Below are 19442 nucleotides of genomic sequence, written 5' to 3'. Positions count from 1 at the left end.
TTTTATTATTCTATCTCTAGTAACTTATAAATTGCCAAAGCATATATTTTTATTAATTTATAAAAATGCTCCACCTCTATATATTCATCTCTATTGTGAGCAATTCCTTTTTCATTTGGAAAAGATGGTCCAAAAGCTACTATGTTAGGTACTTTTCTAGCATAAGTTCCACCTGTAGTAGTAACTGGGGTACTATCTAGGTTAGTCATTTCTAAATATGCTTCAGACATCTTTCTAACCATTTCACCCTCTCTATCCTTAACTACACTTGGCATTGAAAATTCAATTTCAAACTTACCACTAACTCTTTTTTCAATCTCTTCAACTATAGTTTTTTCACTACAATTAACAGGGTATCTTACACTTAAATCTACCTCTAGTTTTTCCTCATTTTTCTTAATCTCATATAAGCTCACTAAGACCTCTCCTGTCTCAGGATTCTTATACTTTATTCCCAATCTCTCTCCATAAACATCTGAAAATAGATCCAATATCTCTTTAAAAGCAGATCCAGCATCTAATTTTTCCAATATCTCATCTGAAATTGAGGAGATAGCATTAATTAGTGAGTTGCTTCCTAAGTATGGATTATTTGAAGGAGCTTTTTTTCCCTCACCAACTATTTCTTCTATTTTTTCACCATTTTGATAACAGATTTTTGTATAATCTGGAATAAAAGCTTTTGAATACTCTCCCTCTATTCTCTCTAATCTATAACTTTTTCCCTCAAGTAGAGGATAAGTAAGTTTTATTCTCAATACCCCATTCTCTCCATAGACTACTGGAAATTTACAATCAGGAGTAAATCCCATAACTGGGGGCTTCTCCTTAGAAAGATAGTAGTTCATGTCACTCATTCCACTCTCTTCATCTGTTCCCAAAACTATTCTAACTTTTCTATTAAAATTTATTCCCAACTCTCTTAAGATTTTTACACCATAGATACAAGCTAATATTGGTCCTTTATTATCTAATACACCTCTAGCGTAGAATTTCCTGCTATCTTTTGTCAAAGTATATGGTGGAGTCTTCCAACCTGTACCCTCTGGAACCACATCTAAATGTCCAAAAATTCCTATATAGTCATCAGATTCTCCCATCTCCAATATTCCAGCATAACCATCTAAATTTCTTGTTTTAAATCCTAGTTTTTCTCCTATATTTAATCCTGTTTCTAAGACTTTTCCTATCTCTCTTCCAAAAGGATAACCCTCTTCCTTTTCTCCTTTTAAACTTCTAATTGAGATTAAATCTGAAAAATCTCTCTCTATCTCAGGTTTTAAATTATTTAGCAAATTTTCAATTTTATTTTTCACAGCACTCAACAGCTTTCTTAACTATATTTTTCAAAGCATCATTTAAGCCTATTCCACCTTTTTTAGGAGTTTTTACTAGATCTAATCCACTATATTTTTCATATGCTGGATTATCTTCACTCATAGCTCCCACACAAGGTATATTAGTATTTTCTCTTAAGAATCTTACTAAATAACCACACATCTCTCCAAATCTTTCATAGTTAAATGCTGGTCCACAAACAATGACATCAGCTTCAAGTTTTTTTGCCATAGCTGCTATTTTCTTACTATTTTCTAGTTCATTTTCTAAAAAATTCTTGTCACCACAGAATATTGTTGCTATTATCTTAGCATCAAACTCCTTTAGATATGGTTCCATCATAACTCCAGGCCCTAAAGCTCCCTTTTTTCCAGCTAGAGATAGAGAAGAGTTCTCCTCTCCACCTTGTCCAGCTTGTGTTTGATTTAATACTAACATTATCTTTGTCATAGTTACACCTCTAAATCATCAAAAGAAACATCTTCAAAAGAGATATCGTCCTCTTCTTCCTTCTCCTCTTCTTTATTTTCTTCCATTAAATATTGTTTATCCATGATTTTAATAAATGGAATATATATTAAAACTCCAATTACGAATAGTATTCCTTGTAAAATTGCTCCTCTTACTCCTGTTGTTAAGAATCCAGAGAAAATAATTGGTGTTGTCCAAGGTAATTGAACACCATTTGTATATGGTACCAATCCAAAGAACATAGCATAGTAAGCTACAATAATATTGAATGTAGGAACTATTATAAATGGAATTAACATCAATGGGTTTAACATCATTGGTAATCCATAGATAATTGGTTCATTAATTCCAAATATTCCTGGTAATAATGATAAACTTCCTAAATTTCTTATTCTCTTACTTTTACATACAAATAACATTGCTACTATCAATGATAATGTACTTCCAGCTCCTCCAAATGTTGCAAACATATCTTGGAATTGTCCTGTTATTATATTAGGTAGAGGTGCTCCTGTTTTGAAAGCCTCTAGGTTTTCAATAGATAAAACTCTTAATATTGGGTTATATACAGCTCCAACTACACTTGAACCATTTATTCCAAAAAACCAGAATAGGTGTAAGAATATATATGAAATAACACAAGCTGGTAAAGTTGCTCCTATAGACACCAATGGTAACTGTAAAAACTTGTAGATAAATGTATGAATATCATTAAATTCTGTCATTTCAAATAGAGTTTTTATTATAAATACAACTATCATAACTATAGCTGAAGGAATTAAAGCCTCAAAAGATTTTGCTACTGTAGGTGGAACTCCTTCAGGCATTCTTATAATTATTCCTTTCTTTATTATCTTAGCAAATAGTTTTACTGATAATATAGCTGTAAACATACCAACGAAAACACCTTTTGATCCCATCCAACCTAATGGTATACCACTTACAGAATAAGTGATTGAAGAACCTTGAGGAACGAAAGATATAACAAATGGTGTTAAGATAAAGAATGATACTAGAGCTATTGCTGCAGAGTTTATTCCATTTACCTCCTCTTGACGTCCATAACTATATCCTATTCCTATAACTGCTAATATTGTCATTACATCAAATGTTGCTGATACTGGATGTGATAATTTATCTGCCCATCCCTCTCCAAAGAATCTTGCCCAAAACTCATTCCAACCTGGTATTGGAAAGTTAGCAACTAGAAGGAATAAAGATCCTACTATTAATAGTGGTGAAGAAACTAAGAATCCATCTCTAATAGATATTAGATACTTATCTCTTCCAATCTTTTCAGCCAATGGCATTAAAACTTTTTCCAAATTTCCCATTAATTTATTCATTATTTACCCCCTTTTAATACTCTGATTATCTCTTTTAATACTTTTTCTCCGTTCATAGCTCCATAATCAGCTGTATCTACTACCATTACTGGAGTTGGTGCATACTTCTCTTTCATATCTTCAAACATAAACTTTACTTGTGGTCCTAGTACTATGCAATCAGGTTTTTGTTCTGGTATTATTGTATGAGCCTGTGCATATGAATGAGCCTCTATCTCAATTGGTAAATTAAATTTCTCCACTACTTTATTCATTTTTGCAACTAATAAGCTAGTTGACATTCCTGCATAACAAAATAAATAAACTTTCTTCTTCATAAATACTCCTCCAACTTCATATATCATATATTTTTGTACCTATAATATATATTACATTTCATTTTCTGTCAAAACAGACATTTTTATTTCATTTTCGTTGATTTTAATTGATATTTCAATAAAAATATGATATTATTTACATATAACGAGAGTCTTTTTTTATCTTTTTCGTGTGTATTTTTTTTTAGGAGGTACTCAAAAATTGCAAAATTCTTTCATACAACATCTTACTAAAAAGAATTTATCTAATTTTCAAATAAATTTTAATAAATTTTTAACAAAAAAGGATAAGGCCATTCTCCTTATTTTTAAAAATAATAATTATAATCGTTACTCTGAAATCAACAAAGAGATTTTTTTAGAGAAAAAAATATACTCTGACTATGAGGAGTTGGAAAAAAATATTTTTTACGATCTTTTAAAATTAAAAGAGAAAAATATTATCATCTCTTATGATGACAAACCAATTACATATATATCTATAATATCTTCATTCCATATTGACAAAAATATTATCTGTATAAATTTTTCTCAAGAGTTCTATAGCTCTTTTAATGAAAACTCTTTTTTTAACAAGTTAAATTTAAATTATCTGCTTGAATTTAGAGAGAGATACACACACTTACTTTATCAAAAATTTATTCTTGATAAACAAAATGAATATATTTTTGATATTGAAACTTTAAAAACACTATTCAATTTAAACGATAAAAATTATAGTAGATTTTATGATTTCGAGAAGAATGTTCTTCTTCCTATTATTGAGGATATCAATAGTAATTCAACACTAAAAATCGTCTATGAAAAGGTCAGAGCTTCTGATCATAAAAACTCCAAAATTTTAAAATTAAAATTTATTTGTACATTCAATTACGAAAACAATAAAATTATAAACTATTTATTAAATATAATCAAAGATAGAATTGAAAATTTTGATCATGTCTATAATGAGATGAAAAAAATACTTGATATTGAAGGAAAACAGTATATAGAAGAGAGAATAAACTATGCTATAAAAATAAATCCTAAAAATTTTGAAAGTTATCTTTTAAAACTTTTAACTTTAGATAACTATAAAAAAGAGATTGTACTATTTAAAAGAAGTGAAACTTTTACCTCACTTTTTGAATTACATAGCTCTGTTTTAAAGATGATAAAAGAGCTACACAACAGAAATATAATTATTAATTTTGAAATTTTCTCAATTCAATTTCTATCAAAAATATTTTTTCTAACAAAAGATAAAGTATTACAATATCATGAAAAAAATTATAGTATCTACTTAGATTATAAAAAAGAGGGGCAATCAACTTTCTTGGTAAAACAACATCTTAACTAAAAATTTAAATAGTTAAATATCCCTAGTTTATATAAAATTAGAAATTATTTTAAATGAAAAAAGAGAGTATAGAAAAATATTTCTCTATACTCTTTCTTCATATTTTAACAATTTATTTCTAATATTCTCTATTTTATTCAGCTAATAACTCTTTCATCATTTCATAAACTTTTTTTACATCTTCTATTTTTGTTTTTCCAGTTTCTGAATCTATTACAGCATTATAAATATGAGGCATTACTTTTTTAACTCCTGCATCTAAACATACCTTTGTTATAATTTTAAAATTTTCTAGTGTTATTCCACCTGTAGGTTCAAGCATTGGAACTCCATGTCTTACACATGCCTCTGCTACAACTTTTAACTCTTCTATTGATTTTAATCCTCCCATCGGAAAAAATTTTACTGAATGAGCTTTCATATCTAATAACATAGCCATTGCTGTATCTACATCTACAATTGCATCTTCTTCTTTAGAACTTAATTCTCCTGTTGAAATTTTGACTTTTCCAAGTATTCCTGTAGGACTCATCAAAACATTTATTGCAGTTTCATCTGCTGATAATACTTTCATAGCCCCTGCTGCATATCCAGCTCCTGTAAATACTTGATTTACATGTCCTGGATTTGTTGCTGCTGCTATAAGAGCTGCTTTTTGAAATTGTGCTGGATCTCCAGAACCTAATCCTACAGATACTACTGGAACACTTTTTTGAAATTCTTTTACATATTCTATTCCTTCTTCTACATTATTAAATTGTTTAGATAAAACACCTACAGCCGTATACCCTTCAATAGCTTCATATACTTCTTTTCCATTTTCTTTATCTTTAGCTAAAAAATTTACTGCTAATTTATCTTTATAAAACTTTATTTTTGTTCTCATATTTTCTCCCTTTGTTTATTTTAAAATTTCTTTTATTCTTTTTGCTATAAATTCTATATCTTGTTCTGTTAATGCTCTCATATCGACATTTATAATACCCAAATTCGCATAATGCTTTCTAACATGTATTTCTACTTCCCCTTGTTGAAGTTGTTTCATAAATTCTTTTCCACTAATATTAGTTAATTCCTTATTTAGACTAATTTGAACTCTATAAATTTCTCTACCAGCTTCATCCTTTACTATAGATGTAGATACCTTATTTTCATCATCTAAATTTTTTATTAATAAATTAGCTAATCTTATTTGCTCTTCTACTATTTTATTTTCATCTCTCTTCGAATATTCTTCAACAGCTTTCAAAACTCCCATCATACACATTTTTCCAATTTTCATAGCTCTACCTATTCCCTTATATTGAAGTTTTATTGCTTTAATATATTCTTTTTTCCCTGTTACAAATCCTGAGGCTGGACCACACAATGCCTTAGCTCCTGAATAAATTACTAAATCTCCCCCTAATTTTAGATATTTTTTAATATCTTCTTCAGCAGCAGCATCTATTATTAATGGCAGTGAATATTTATGTGCAATCTCTGCCATTTCTTCTATTGATAACATTCCTTTTTGAACTGAATGATGTGATTTTACATAAAGTAACCCTACTACTTTATCATCAATTGCTTCTTCTATATGTTCTTTTTTTACTTCATTACTATAACCAACTTCAACTGGAACTCCTCCTCCAAGTCTTATCATTGTAGTTATTGGTGCTCCAAAATTAACAGAATGACCTTTTTGTAAGATAATCTTATTTTTTAATCCTGTACTATCCGGCATTCTTTCAACTAATGATATATTTTCCCCTGTAATCAATCCTGCTGTAGTCAGAGCTATTGCTGCTGATGCACTTGAAGTTACACATGTATCTTCTCCATCAGTTATTTTTGATATCAGTTCACCAACACGATCAATCAAATCATCAATTACAACAAAATTTTGTCCAGCTTCTTTCATTGTTTCAACTACTGTATCACTAACTTTAGAAACTCCTAAAGCAGTCATCTTCCCACTGCCATTAATTACTCTCTTTAATCCAATTTTTTCATAAATATTCATTTTTCATCTCCTATTTTAAAATAGTAACGCTAATCCTCCTAAAAGCATTGCTCCTATTATTGCTCCTCCAGCTATATGTCTATCATATTTATAAAATAATGCTGCTCCTAAAAATGCCCCTATTCCTGCTGGTATATTATATTGAATAGCTGATAAAATAATTAATGGTCCTAAAAATCTTCCAGTTGCGTTTCCTGCTCCCATCATTATTCCAGTTCCACTTGCAGACATCCCTTCTGGCATAGCTTTTCTTATTCCTATTATTATTAATCCTATTAAAACTCCAATAACTCCTCCACATATAAGTGCTAATGGAAAATTTTTAACTGGTGTCTCTATTCCAGAAGCTAATAGTAATGCTGGTATTCCAACTCCAACTCCTGTCATTAAAGCACCACCAATATCTAACAAACCAACTAAAGGTCCTTCTAATATTCTTGCTATTAGAAATCCTGCTGCAAATCCTGCTGCCGCTGCATAATCTCCACCATTAAGACCTTGATCTAGCATTTTTACAACAAATATTTCATTAAATGCTCCAACTTTATGAACTACATACATGTGTGTCCCCGCAAATATAGCTGCACAAGCCATTCCTACTAACAAAGGAAATGATATATCTGCTAATAAAAAATTCTTTTTATTATCTTTCATTTAGATTCCTCCACTTTTTATAATCCTAATTTCCCTAAAAATCCTCTAAAATATGCAATTATTACAAATAAAACTATAACTATGGTTATCATAATTTTAACTGATTTATTGTATCCACTTTCATCTATTGTTTGTCCTATCAAAATTCCTAATACTATTCCTGGAACAGCATTTCCCATTATCATGTGTGACAATCCTCCCAAAACTGTTGCCCAAATACCTGTTATTTTTCCTGCATCTAAAGCTGCAAGCCAAAAGACTATCGGCATAACTGGATTTATCATCATTGCTGCTGCTGGTGATAAAATTTCTTTTGCTATATTAGCTAATGAAAGTGGAATTAAAAAAGCTACTGTATTTAAAAAAGTAATTACTATTGCCCCTATTATTCCTCCTACAACTCCCATTTTAAAAGGATCGTATAAAGTTTCTTCTACTTTTTTATTCTTCACTAATAATATTGCTGCTGCAAAATTCGGTATTACTCTATGAAATACATCTTGAGTTAATGCTCCTGAAGCTACTACTGCTGCCGCTGAGTTAAATAAAAAACCTAATCCAAATGAAAAATGAGCCATTGTATCTCCTTGACATGCATTTAATTCCCCTAATGTTCTAAAAGCTCCCATTGATTGAGAATTAGGAGTATGAAACATCCTTGCAGCTCCTGCTGTTAAAGCAGCTCCACCTATAAAGCCAATTATTAATGATTTTATTATTATTGTTAACATACTTTCTCCTCTCTATATTTTTATATACTTTACTTCATATTCTATTTCTAATTCAACACAATATACCGTTTTCTCTCTCGGCATAAAAACTTCTAAAAACTTTTCTATTTTTTTCTCTTCTTTTATATCTATGAGATATGTTTCTATTGGTTCTAGTTTTAAAATAACTCCATCAATATTTTCTTGAACTTTTTTTCTAAATGAGGCAAATATCTTTCCTAATGCTTCTTCTTTTGTTTTCCCTATTTCTTTTATTATTATATTTTTCTTTTCAATTTTTAGCTTTGCCTCTCTCATCTTATTCACCTTCTTATAAATTATTTATTCTTTTGTATTCTTCTACTAATTTTTCACCTAATTCTTCAGTATCTAAAAATCCAAAACCTACAACTTGATATCCTTGTTTTATTGCAGTAACTCCTGCTTCTACTGACCTCAAGTGATGTGTTGCTTTATACCCATATTTTGTTTGAGCCATTATTGCTCCTGCTCCTCCACTTCCACAAAATGAAATTCCTATAGTTGCATTATTTTCCTTCATTACATCTCCTAATTTCATATCTGCCGCCATTCCAGAAATAACTATTGCTTTTCCTCCTGCTTTTTCTACTCCTTTAGCCACATTTTGACCTTTTCCCAATCTGTGTCCTATTACCACAATTATTTCTTTTTCCATTTTTCCTCCTTAATAATTTCCTTATCTTTATTCTTGTTTTTGCATTTCAATTGCTAATTGTAACTGAATTCCTGCTAAAATAATTTCCATTCTATTTAAATCTCTAACATACTTTTTTGCTAATGGTTCTATTAATTTTTCTGCAACTTTAATCGCTCTTATTTCCACTTCCTCTTCTGGGCAATCTTCTCCACAATTTAAAGGAATATCTTCTTTTAATCTTTTCATTAGACTTACCATATGTGCATAAAAAACTAATTTAAAATCTGGCTGAAATTCTATTTCTTCGTCTTTTAAAATTTGAGTAATATGTTTTATATCTGCATCATAAGATAGAAACTCCTCATCTGCCATTTTTAATCTTTCTTGTACATCTTTTAATAATAACTCCATATTTCCTCCTATATTTCTATCAACTCTTCTTTTATATACACAAGTTTAATTTTTATATATTTATTAATTTCTAATTTTACTCCTACACTATCTTCTACTTGAATTTTATCATTTTTTATTTCAAAAATAGTAAAATCTGCAAAAGATCCTTTTTTTAATTCTCCTAAATTATTTAGTTTAAAAACTTGAGCAGGAATATTTGTTACCTTTTCTATACATCTTTCTAGTGGTACTCCTAGATTCCACATTTTATTGATAGTCGTCTCTAAACTTTGCACTGGCTTTAGTATATTTCTTTCATATAAATCTGTACCTATTAACTCTGCTTCAAAATCTTTTTCTAATGCTATTTTTGCTGTATCAAATGAAAAACTTTCAGATCCATGTCCCACATCAAATAGCACTCCTTTTTTCTTTGCTTTAAAGACTTCTGGAATAACATTTCCTTCTCTAATTAATCCAGTTTTTTTATTATTATAACAATGAGTTACTACATCTCCCTTTTCTAATAAATTTAATACTTCTTCTACTTTTGGTGGAGCATTCCCAATATGAACAACCAAAGGTAACTTTAATTCCCTTGCTATTTGCTTAGCTCTTTTTATAGGTTCAATTCCTTGTTCTTTGACCACCGATCCACTGGCTCTAGCTTTTAATCCAACTATTACTCCTTTATATCTTCTTATAATTTTTTCTATTTTCTCTTTTTCGATATTATTTAAATTCGATAATTCACTCAAAGTTCTCAATCCTAAACTTGAAATATTTAAATTAGAAAATATTCTTGTTTTTGATTTTAATACAAACTCTTCATAAAATTCATCCATTGTATCTGCCCCTGCAGTTCCAGCATCTATTATGGAAGTAACTCCCATTTTTATACCTATACTATCAGGAATTGCACTTATTACAGTATTTTTAGGAAAACAATGCACATGGACATCTATAAATCCTGGTGAAATAATTTTATCCCTTAAATCTATTTCTTTTACTCCAGGTTTATCAATTACTTCAGCTATTCTTTCTATTCTACCATCTTTAACTAAAATATCCGATTTTTTATAAAGAAAATTATTCTTAATATCTAATAATTTTCCATTTTTCAGTATTAACTCCATTTTTACCACCGCCGCTTCATAAAATTATATAACATTTCGTATCAAATATAAACTTTATTTTCAATATCAGTTATACTACTTTTTATATTTTTTGTCAAATTTTGATTTTTCGTCGTTATTTTTTTATATATTTTTTATTATTTAAACTTTAATTTAGTAAAATAATATGTTATTATATGTATAACGAAAAAATAAATTTATTTTTATCGTTGATAAAATCATAAAATATATATTTTCAATATAAATTTTTTAAAAAAAGGAGAATTTTATGGAAAAAAATTATATAAGTTTAAATGAAAATGATATTTCCGTTAGATTAAATAAATCATTTACCAAAAAAGAAAAATTATTTTTAGACTCTTTAATAAAAAATAAAGAAGATCTTCTTCAAAATAATATTTCTATTTCTATTTTAAAAATTAAAAAAAAACTTTTTCTTGGTGAATTAGAAAATATTTTAAAATTTATTCAAAAATTAATGGATAAAAAAATTATTTATTCAATTTATAAACTAGATATTTTAGAACAACGAGGTAGTTTTGCAATTATTTCTTCTTATTATATTGAAAAGGATTCTATAAAACTAAAATTTTCTGAAGAATTTATTTCAATATTTAAAAAAAATTCTTACTTTCAAAAAAATGATTTTGAAATACTTTTTTTCTTACAAAATGAGCATGCAATAACTCTATATAATTTATTAAAATTTAATATTTCTATGAATAAATCTATTGAGATATCTATCTCTAAATTAAAAACTATTTTAAATCTAACTAATTCATATGATCGCTTTTTTGATTTTGAAAAACTTATTTTAAAACCTGCAATTAATGAAATTACAAATATTACTGGAAAAAGTATTACATATACAAAAATAAAAAATATAAACTCAAGCAACTCAAAAATAATTGGTTTATTTTTAGAAATAAAAGATATCAATGAGGAAGAAAAAATATATTTAACGAATAAACTAATAAGTATTATTGAAAAAGATATTCCTACTTTAAGTCATAAGCAAGAAATTTGGTCTTTTATTTTCAAATTAATTGATGATAAGGGATTTGAATATATAAAAAAAAATATTCAGTATACACTTGAACATTTTGATAAAAATAATTTTTTTAATTTTCTGATTGAAGCTTTAAATTTAAATTATTTTGATAATCGTTTTAAAAATAAAATTAAAAATTTTCACGATACTTTTAAACAAATAGAAAATATAGAAAAAAAATACGATTCTCTTGCTCAATTACATTCAGATTTATTTAAAATACTTGCAAACTTACAATTTAACTATTTAACATTAAATCCACATTTTCTAAAATCCTTACAAAATTTAAGATTAATACATGAATTAGAATACTTTGATAATGAATTTATTATTTTTGCTGAATATAATACTAATAGTATTAGTTATATATCTCTTTTTGAAAATTAAAATACAGCACCATCATCTTAATTATTTAGATAATGGTGCTGTATTTTATAACAATCCTTGAGTATATTGATAATACAAGTATCCTGTGACACATAGAATAAATCCTATCTTAAATATCATACTTGTACTTTTGTACAGAATATAAAGTGTTGCTATACCAAGTATTATATATAGCATTATGTTGCTCGATATCTCCATTTTTAACCTCTTTTCCTATTTAGATATTATATATTTTACCATATTTCTCTTTTAAATACTCTATATAATATCTTGGATTCAACTCTTCCCCTGTGACATCCTTAATTATCTCTGTAGTGCTTCTCAATTTTCCAAATCTATGTATCTTCTCTCCTAACCACTCTCTTATCTTATAAAGCTCTCCAGTTTCTAAGATTTCATCCACATTTAACTCTTTTTTCATAGTGTTATATATCTGAGCTGAATAAGCACTTCCTAGTGCATAAGAGGGAAAATATCCAATAAGTCCTGCTGCCCAGTGTACATCTTGCATTACTCCATCACTATCAATTTCTGGTGCCACTCCTAAATACTCTTTCATCTTTTCATTCCAAATCTGTGGTAGATTCTCAACATTTATCTCTCCAGATATAATTCCTTTTTCAATCTCATATCTCACCATAATATGTAATGAATAAGTTAGTTCATCTGCATCTACCCTTATAAGAGAACTCTCTACTGAATTTATCTCCTCATAAAACTCCTCTAATGATATTTTCTCTAAAAATGAGTATTCCTCTCTCATTCTGTTATATAACCCTTTCCAAAAATGAATATCTCTACCTATAATATTCTCATAAAATCTTGATTGTGATTCATGTATTCCCATAGAACCACCACTTGCTAAAATAGTCCCCTGCAACTCATCTCCAATCTGTTGCTCATAGATACCATGTCCAGATTCATGTATAGTGCTAAATATTGCTGATATAGGATTATCCTCTATATATTTAGTTGTAAATCTCACATCATTTTTATTTATATTCATAGTAAATGGATGTTCACTCTCTGCCATTACTCCTCTTTCAAAATCAAAACCAACATATTTACTGATAAATCTATTGAACTCTCTTTGTCTATTTACATCTACTTTTTCTAAAAGTTTCTTATTCTTTCTCTCTTTTTCTTGAATTTTTTCCAATAGAGGAACTATCTCACTCTTTAACAATGTAAAAAACTCATCTAATTTCTCGGTAGTCATTCCTTTTTCATAGTCATTTAAAAGTACATCATATAGATTTTTCTCATCTTTCTTATGATAATTAGCAAATTTTATTGTATAATCAAAGATTTTTTTCAAATTCTCTTTATATTTTCCATAGTTATTTTCACTCTTAGCCTCTTCCCATACTCCTTGAGTTTTAGCAACTAGCTCTGAATACTCTTGATACTCTTTAGGAGGAATTTTCTTCATTTTCTCTATTGTTTCACTTAATTCCTCAATCTCTTTTCTCTCTATCTCATTTAGTTTTTCACTACTCTCTTTTAAAAACTCTACACACTCTTGAAACTCTTTAGATGTTGTAATCTCATACTCTTTCATACTTAGATTTCCTATTATCTCTGCTATATAGTCCATTCCTTTTTTGGGTGTATTAGTCTCCAAATCCCATTGAAGTACCTCTAAAGCTCCCTCTATTATCTTTTTCTCTTTAATTTTCTCTCTAAATAGTAGTAATTTTTCTTCCATTCTATCACCTCTAAACTATTAGTTATTTCTTGGATTTTTCAATCTAAACTCTCTTGGATTTTGAGGATTACTCTGCTTCCACAAACCTAATTTCTCTTGTTTTGCTTTTTCATAAGCTTTTCTATAAGCTTTTTCATTTCTTGCATGATACTTATAAAACCAAGCATTTCCTGTCTCTAGCATCACTAAATTTATCTGCTTACCATTGCAGTAGACTTTAGCAACCTTTCTTTTGTATTTATCTTCATACAAAACTTTTAATTTTACTTTCTTATGTAAAATCAAACTCTCTAAATATTTTTTACTCTCTGCTCCATAGCTTTGCTTTAATTCTGGAGCATCTATCCCATACATTCTAACTCTTACTCTCTTTCCATAGCTACTCATAACAAAACTATCTCCATCTGATACCTTTACTACATAGCCATTCATTGAAAAAGCAAAGATAGATATTAACATTGTAAAAAATATAACTAAAACTTTTCTCATACTCAACTCCCTTCATATGTATTATATCATAAAATTTTTTCTAACAAAATTATAACTTTTTAAAGAAAATGTGATGAAAAAATACCAAAACTCATTTGTCTATAGAAAATTAAAAGGATTAACTTCTATAAAATATAGAAATTAATCCTTTTCTTTTAAATCTAAATAATTTTTATAATATAAAACTTAAAATTAATGAAAAAATAAATCCACAACCTCCAACTAAAGTTTCCATTACAGTCCATGAACGAAAAGTATCTTTTACATCAAGTCCAAAATATCTACCCACTAGCCAGAACCCACTATCATTTACATGAGATAAAATTGTAGCTCCTGAAGCAATAGAAATAACAAGTAATGCTTTTCCTGGAGCTGAAACTTGAACAACATCCAAAATTGGTGCAACTATTCCTGCAGCTGTTATCATCGCAACAGTTGCACTCCCTTGTGACACTCTTACAATCCCTGCTACTAAGAAAGCTAGAACAATTATTGGTAAGTTTGAATTAGCCATAGTATTTGCTAATAAAGTTCCTATTCCTGAATCTACAAGTATCTGCTTAAATATTCCTCCAGCTCCAGTTACTAAAATAACTAATCCAATTGGTCCAAATGCTTTATTACTAAGATTTAATATCATTTCTTTGCTAAATCCTTCTTTTATACCTAAAACATAAAATGCTATTAAAGTAGATATTGTTAAAGCAACAAATGGATTTCCTAAAAACTCTATAAAATCTGTAACTATACTTTTTTCTATAATTCCACTTCCTACTAATGTAGTTAAAACTGTATTTAATAATATCATTACCAATGGTACAGCTATTACTGTTATAACTTTTTTAAATGAAGGAATTTTCTCAACTTTCTCTTCATTTTCCTCTATAAAATCTTCAGGATTTACATAGATTTTCTTTCCAATAATACTTCCCCAAACTGGTCCTGAAATGATAGCTGTTGGCAATCCTACTATAGCTCCTAAAAAAATTACCCAACCTAAATCAGCTCCTATTATTGCAGCTACTGCTACTGGTCCTGGAGTAGGTGGAATAAATGTATGAGTAACAGCTAATCCTGCTAATAGAGGTATTCCATAATAAATTACAGATTTTTTACTCTCTTTTGCTAAAGAATATACCAATGGAATTAAAATTATAAATCCAACATCAAAGAAAACAGGAATAGCTACTAAAAAACCAGTTAGCATCAATGCCCACGAAGCCTTTTCCTTTCCAAAAGTTTGAATCAATTTTTTTGACAATGCTTGAGCTCCTCCTGAAGCCTCTAGCATTTCACCAAAAATTGCTCCTAATCCTACTATTGTTGCTACTGATCCTAATGTACTTCCCATCCCATTCTGAATAGCCATAATTATACTTTTAAAATCCATTCCTGTTCCAATTCCTACCATTATACTTCCTATAATCAAAGCTATAAAAGCATGAATTTTAAAATATAATACTAATATCAATAATATCATTATTCCTAAAATCGCTACCGAAGTCAATCCATAAACTCCCAGTACTTTTCCAGTTTCATTAAAGTAACTTGAATAAGACATATAATTATTTACTAAGTATACACTACTTACTACTAATAATAATATAATTAATAGATTTACTATTTTTGTTTTTCCATTACTTAACATTTTTAATTACCTCCACTTTTAGACTATTGTTTTAATATCACTAATTATTTGATCTCTATATATCCACCTTTCATTGGTGAAACTGCAAATCTTGTATAAATTCCTAATGGTCCTTTTGTATATTTAGGTGCAGGTTTTTTCCAGTTTAATTTTCTTTCATTTAATATTTTCTCTATTTCCTCTGAATTCTTTCTCTCTCCCTTAACTCCAACTATCTCTAATTTTCTCTCAACAACATTTATTCTAATTAAATCTTCTTCTTCAATTAATGCTATAGGTCCTCCCTCAGATGCTTCAGGAGAAACATGTCCTATTGCAGGTCCACGAGTAGCACCTGAGAATCTTCCATCAGTTATTAAAGCTGTTGAAGCAGAAATTTTAGGATCCGAAGCTATTGCTTCTGTTGTATAAAACATCTCCGGCATTCCACTTCCTTTTGGTCCTTCATATCTTATTATAATCGCATCTCCCGGTTTAATTACTCCTGTTAAAACTGCTTTAATTGCTTCTTCCTCACTATCAAATGGTCTTGCTTTTAATATAGCATCTTGCATTTCTTTTGGCACTGCTGAATGCTTTATTACAGCTCCCTCTGGTGCTAAATTTCCCTTTAATATTGCTAAAGATCCTTGCTTTTGGATTGGATTTTTAATAGTTCTGATTACATCTTCTTTTTTTATATTACGTTTCTCTAATTCTTTATAACATCTCTCATAATATCCATTCCTTTTTAATTCTTCTAAGTTTTCACCTAAAGTTTTTCCAGTTACTGTCATAACATCTAAATGTAAAAATTCCTTAATTTCTTCCATTATTCCAGGAACTCCTCCTGCATAATAAAAGTATTCTCCTGGATAAAATCCACTTGGTCTTATATTTAAAATATATGGAATATTTCTATGTATTTTATCAAATTTATCTGCATCTAGATCTATTCCAATTTCATGAGCTATTGCTGGAATATGTAATAAAGAATTTGATGATCCTGCTATTGCAGCATGAACCATTATAGCATTTTCAAACGCTTTCTCCGTTAAAATATCCGATGGACAAATCCCTTCTTTAGCTAACTCTAATGCTCTAACTCCTACTTCGTATGCTTTCTTTTTTAAATCAGGAGATATAGCTGGAAGTAATGCTGTTCCAGGAAGAGCTAATCCCAATGCTTCTGCCATAACTTGCATTGTAGAAGCCGTTCCCATAAAAGAACATGCTCCACATGAAGGGCATGCATTTTCCTTTGCATAACAAAACTCTTCTTGTGTAATCTCTCCTCTCTCAAATCTAGCACTATAAGTTCCTAATTGTTCTAATGTTAACATATTTGGTCCTGCTGCCATTATTCCACCAGTAAAAACTATTGATGGAATATTTAATCTCGCTGCTGCCATTAAATTCGCTGGCATTCCTTTATCACAACTTGCGACAAAAACTCCTGCATCAAATGGTGTTGTACATGCCTGAATCTCTATCATATTAGTTATAAACTCTCTTGAGGCCAACGAATAGTTCATTCCATCATGTCCTTGAGCTTGTCCATCACAAATATCTGTTGTAAAATATTTTGCTCCTTTTCCTCCATTCTCATTTATTCCTCTTTCTATTTCTTTTACAAATTCTAATAAGTGAGCACTTCCTGGATGACTATCACCATATGTACTTTCTATTATTATTTGTGGCTTTTCTAAATCATTTCTTTTCCAACCCATTCCTATTCTAAGCGGATCTACTTCTGGAGCTATTTTTCTCAACTCTTGACTTTTTAACATTTTACCTCCTAACCAATTTCAACTTGTCCTACAACTTTATTTTTTTTATACTTTTATTATAATATAAAAATAAAAAAAGTCAATGTTTTTGTTTGTATTACATCGACTTTTTATTTTAAAGTATATAAAGTTTTACTTTAGTACACTATTATTTTATTTTTTCTTTTTTAACTTGTAGAACATCTTTAATTGTTCTTAATATATGTTTTCTCATAAATAAATATGCCATATCCTCATCTTTTTCTAAAATTGCTTCTAATATGAGAGTATGTTCTTTAATTCCATTTTCTGACCCTAATATTAAATTTAATTTTTTTTGATGTCCTATCATAATATTAACTAATGTTTCACTTATCTTAACTATTATGCTATTTTTTGTACCTTTAGCTATAAAATTATGAAACATTGCATCATAATACGAAAATTTATCTCTATCATCTCTATTTTCTAACATTTCTTGATGTATTTTTTTCAATTCCTCATAATCTTTTTCACTTGCATTTTTTATAAATAACTTTATATTTTCAGGTTCAAAACTTTTTCTAAATTCTAAAATATCTAAATAATCATCCTTATCTATTATAGTATTTATCAGCATATTATTAAATTCTAATTCTACTGCTTTTGATTGAACAAATGTTCCCTTTCCTCTTTTCTTCACAAGAATTCTCATCCCAACAAGTTTTTCTATAGCTTCTCTTACCGCATTTCTTCCAACTTTAAATTCTTTTGATAACTGTATTTCTGGAGTAATTTGTTCCCCATCCTTCCATTCGCCATTCATTATTTTTTCTTTTAAATATTCAAAGATTATTTCACTATTCTTATTGCTCATATCTTTACCTTCCCACTATTTTGTATAATACTTTACCATTCTAGCAATACTCTCACTCATATATTGTAGATTTTCTTTTCCATTTGATATAGCTTTTTCTAGGCTCTCTACTCTTGGTAAAATTGAAAATACAGCAGTAAAACCATATTCATATAGCACATCTATATCTTTACCTACATTGCCAGCTAGAGCTATTACAGGAATACCATATTTTTTAGCTGTCATAGCTACCCCGTATGGAGTCTTTCCAAATCTAGTCTGGGCATCTATACTTCCCTCGCCTGTTATTACCAAGTCTGCCCCTTGCATCTTTTCTTCTAACTTACTATACTCTATCACTATCTCAATTCCCTTTTTTAATTCGGCTGATAAGAATGCCATAAGTCCTGCTCCTAATCCTCCTGCCGCACCAGCACCTGGAATATTTTCTACATCTTTTCCTACATCTCTTCTTATAATTTCAGCATAGTGTTTTAAGTTTTTATCCAATAGTTCTCTTTGTTCCTCATTAGCTCCCTTTTGTTTTCCAAAAATGTGTGAGGCTCCACTAACTCCTGTCAATGGATTTTGAACATCACAAGCTACTATAATCTTAGTTTTCTCCAATCTTTTATCTAAGTTTGATAGATCTATTTTGGATAGGTTTGATAATTGACCACCACCAAATCCAATCTCTTTTCCACAACTATCTAATAATTTCCCTCCTAGAGCCTGTATCATTCCAGCTCCACCATCATTAGTAGCACTTCCACCTATCCCAATAAGAATCGTTTCAACATTTTTATCCAAAGCTGCTCTAATAAGTTCTCCAGTACCATAAGTTGTAGTTACTGTGGCATCTCTTTTCTCCTTAGGAACAAGCTCCAATCCACTTGTAGCAGCCATCTCTAATATAGCTGTCTTACCATCTCCCAATATTCCAAATCTTGCTTCTACACTCTCACCTAACGGTCCTAAAACTCTTTGTGTATAGAATTCTCCACCTGTTGCATCTACCAATGATTGTGTAGTTCCCTCTCCTCCATCTGCCATTGGAACTGAGATACACTCTAAATCTGGAATAATTTTTTTCATTCCTCTCTCTATCACTTCACAAGCTTCCTTTGCAGTCATACTCTCTTTAAATGAATCTGGTGCTAATATTATCTTCATTTTTCACTCTCCAAA

At 29.1% G+C, this 19442-nt stretch carries 21 protein-coding genes; 2 read left to right on the top strand and 19 right to left on the bottom strand.

The window, feature by feature from the left end; translation table 11 throughout:
• Window positions 1-5: 5 nt before the first annotated feature.
• The 4 genes from QZ286_RS03120 to QZ286_RS03105 are packed head-to-tail and all read right to left on the bottom strand — an operon-like array spanning window position 6 to window position 3472.
• A complete protein-coding gene (locus QZ286_RS03120) occupies window positions 6-1316 on the bottom strand; it encodes a Sapep family Mn(2+)-dependent dipeptidase (RefSeq protein ID WP_291255524.1) in 1311 nt (436 codons plus the stop codon).
• Window positions 1306-1788 (bottom strand): GrdB-related putative oxidoreductase, encoded by a 483-nt coding sequence (locus QZ286_RS03115; RefSeq protein ID WP_291255523.1) that lies wholly within the window; start codon window positions 1786-1788, stop codon window positions 1306-1308. Before QZ286_RS03115 ends, QZ286_RS03120 begins: the two co-directional genes overlap by 11 nt.
• Window positions 1789-1790: 2 nt before the next feature.
• The gene (gene celB, locus QZ286_RS03110) at window positions 1791-3155 is read right to left on the bottom strand and encodes a PTS cellobiose transporter subunit IIC (protein WP_291255522.1); all 1365 of its coding nucleotides are present in this window, start codon (window positions 3153-3155) and stop codon (window positions 1791-1793) included.
• Window positions 3155-3472, bottom strand: a complete 318-nt coding sequence (locus QZ286_RS03105; RefSeq protein WP_291255521.1) for a PTS sugar transporter subunit IIB — start codon at window positions 3470-3472, stop codon at window positions 3155-3157. The genes celB and QZ286_RS03105 overlap by 1 nt, the downstream gene beginning before the upstream one ends.
• A gap of 202 nt (window positions 3473-3674) precedes the next feature.
• On the opposite strand from QZ286_RS03105, the gene QZ286_RS03100 reads away from it, so the two are divergent.
• On the top strand, window positions 3675-4811 hold the full coding sequence (locus tag QZ286_RS03100; RefSeq protein WP_291255520.1) for a replication initiation protein: 1137 nt from the start codon (window positions 3675-3677) through the stop codon (window positions 4809-4811).
• Window positions 4812-4944: 133 nt separating this feature from the next.
• Here the strand turns inward: QZ286_RS03100 and QZ286_RS03095 are convergent, their stop codons facing one another.
• Genes QZ286_RS03095 through QZ286_RS03060 form a run of 8 tightly spaced genes read right to left on the bottom strand, consistent with a single transcriptional unit; the run spans window position 4945 to window position 10388 of the window.
• Complete coding sequence (locus QZ286_RS03095; protein WP_291255519.1) at window positions 4945-5697, bottom strand: KDGP aldolase; 753 nt, start codon at window positions 5695-5697, stop codon at window positions 4945-4947.
• A gap of 15 nt (window positions 5698-5712) precedes the next feature.
• The gene (locus tag QZ286_RS03090; RefSeq protein WP_291255518.1) at window positions 5713-6816 is read right to left on the bottom strand and encodes a DgaE family pyridoxal phosphate-dependent ammonia lyase; all 1104 of its coding nucleotides are present in this window, start codon (window positions 6814-6816) and stop codon (window positions 5713-5715) included.
• Between the two features lie 15 nt (window positions 6817-6831).
• Window positions 6832-7470 (bottom strand): DUF4310 family protein, encoded by a 639-nt coding sequence (locus QZ286_RS03085; protein ID WP_291255517.1) that lies wholly within the window; start codon window positions 7468-7470, stop codon window positions 6832-6834.
• Window positions 7471-7487: 17 nt separating this feature from the next.
• Complete coding sequence (locus tag QZ286_RS03080) at window positions 7488-8201, bottom strand: DUF4311 domain-containing protein (protein WP_291255516.1); 714 nt, start codon at window positions 8199-8201, stop codon at window positions 7488-7490.
• A gap of 12 nt (window positions 8202-8213) precedes the next feature.
• A complete protein-coding gene (locus tag QZ286_RS03075) occupies window positions 8214-8498 on the bottom strand; it encodes a DUF4312 family protein (protein WP_291255515.1) in 285 nt (94 codons plus the stop codon).
• Between the two features lie 13 nt (window positions 8499-8511).
• Window positions 8512-8877 (bottom strand): SFCGS family glycine-rich protein, encoded by a 366-nt coding sequence (locus QZ286_RS03070; protein ID WP_291255514.1) that lies wholly within the window; start codon window positions 8875-8877, stop codon window positions 8512-8514.
• Between the two features lie 27 nt (window positions 8878-8904).
• Complete coding sequence (locus tag QZ286_RS03065; RefSeq protein ID WP_291255513.1) at window positions 8905-9270, bottom strand: hypothetical protein; 366 nt, start codon at window positions 9268-9270, stop codon at window positions 8905-8907.
• An 8-nt stretch (window positions 9271-9278) separates the two neighbouring features.
• The gene (locus tag QZ286_RS03060; protein WP_291255512.1) at window positions 9279-10388 is read right to left on the bottom strand and encodes an amidohydrolase/deacetylase family metallohydrolase; all 1110 of its coding nucleotides are present in this window, start codon (window positions 10386-10388) and stop codon (window positions 9279-9281) included.
• A 268-nt stretch (window positions 10389-10656) separates the two neighbouring features.
• Here QZ286_RS03060 and QZ286_RS03055 point away from each other — a divergent pair, with 268 nt between their 5' ends.
• Window positions 10657-11826, top strand: a complete 1170-nt coding sequence (locus QZ286_RS03055; protein ID WP_291255511.1) for a replication initiation protein — start codon at window positions 10657-10659, stop codon at window positions 11824-11826.
• 45 nt (window positions 11827-11871) lie between these two features.
• On the opposite strand, the gene QZ286_RS03050 is transcribed toward QZ286_RS03055, so the two are convergent.
• From QZ286_RS03050 to QZ286_RS03020, 7 genes are all read right to left on the bottom strand, one after another.
• Window positions 11872-12024, bottom strand: a complete 153-nt coding sequence (locus QZ286_RS03050; RefSeq protein WP_291255510.1) for a hypothetical protein — start codon at window positions 12022-12024, stop codon at window positions 11872-11874.
• A 19-nt stretch (window positions 12025-12043) separates the two neighbouring features.
• A complete protein-coding gene (locus QZ286_RS03045; RefSeq protein WP_291255509.1) occupies window positions 12044-13534 on the bottom strand; it encodes a carboxypeptidase M32 in 1491 nt (496 codons plus the stop codon).
• A gap of 18 nt (window positions 13535-13552) precedes the next feature.
• Complete coding sequence (locus QZ286_RS03040) at window positions 13553-14023, bottom strand: thermonuclease family protein (RefSeq protein WP_291255508.1); 471 nt, start codon at window positions 14021-14023, stop codon at window positions 13553-13555.
• Between the two features lie 172 nt (window positions 14024-14195).
• A complete protein-coding gene (locus tag QZ286_RS03035) occupies window positions 14196-15671 on the bottom strand; it encodes a GntP family permease (RefSeq protein WP_291255507.1) in 1476 nt (491 codons plus the stop codon).
• Between the two features lie 44 nt (window positions 15672-15715).
• The gene (gene ilvD / locus QZ286_RS03030) at window positions 15716-17440 is read right to left on the bottom strand and encodes a dihydroxy-acid dehydratase (RefSeq protein ID WP_291255506.1); all 1725 of its coding nucleotides are present in this window, start codon (window positions 17438-17440) and stop codon (window positions 15716-15718) included.
• A 148-nt stretch (window positions 17441-17588) separates the two neighbouring features.
• Window positions 17589-18275, bottom strand: coding sequence for a FadR/GntR family transcriptional regulator (locus QZ286_RS03025; protein WP_291255505.1), 687 nt, complete (start codon window positions 18273-18275; stop codon window positions 17589-17591).
• A 15-nt stretch (window positions 18276-18290) separates the two neighbouring features.
• On the bottom strand, window positions 18291-19427 hold the full coding sequence (locus QZ286_RS03020) for a glycerate kinase (protein WP_291255504.1): 1137 nt from the start codon (window positions 19425-19427) through the stop codon (window positions 18291-18293).
• Window positions 19428-19442: the final 15 nt, after the last annotated feature.

Origin of the sequence: Fusobacterium sp., assembly GCF_019012925.1 — a bacterium.
In the GTDB taxonomy this organism is placed as follows: Bacteria; Fusobacteriota; Fusobacteriia; order Fusobacteriales; family Fusobacteriaceae; genus Fusobacterium_A.
The sequence above is the reverse complement of the archived record's forward strand: the minus strand, read 5'-3'. Positions and strand labels throughout refer to the sequence as shown.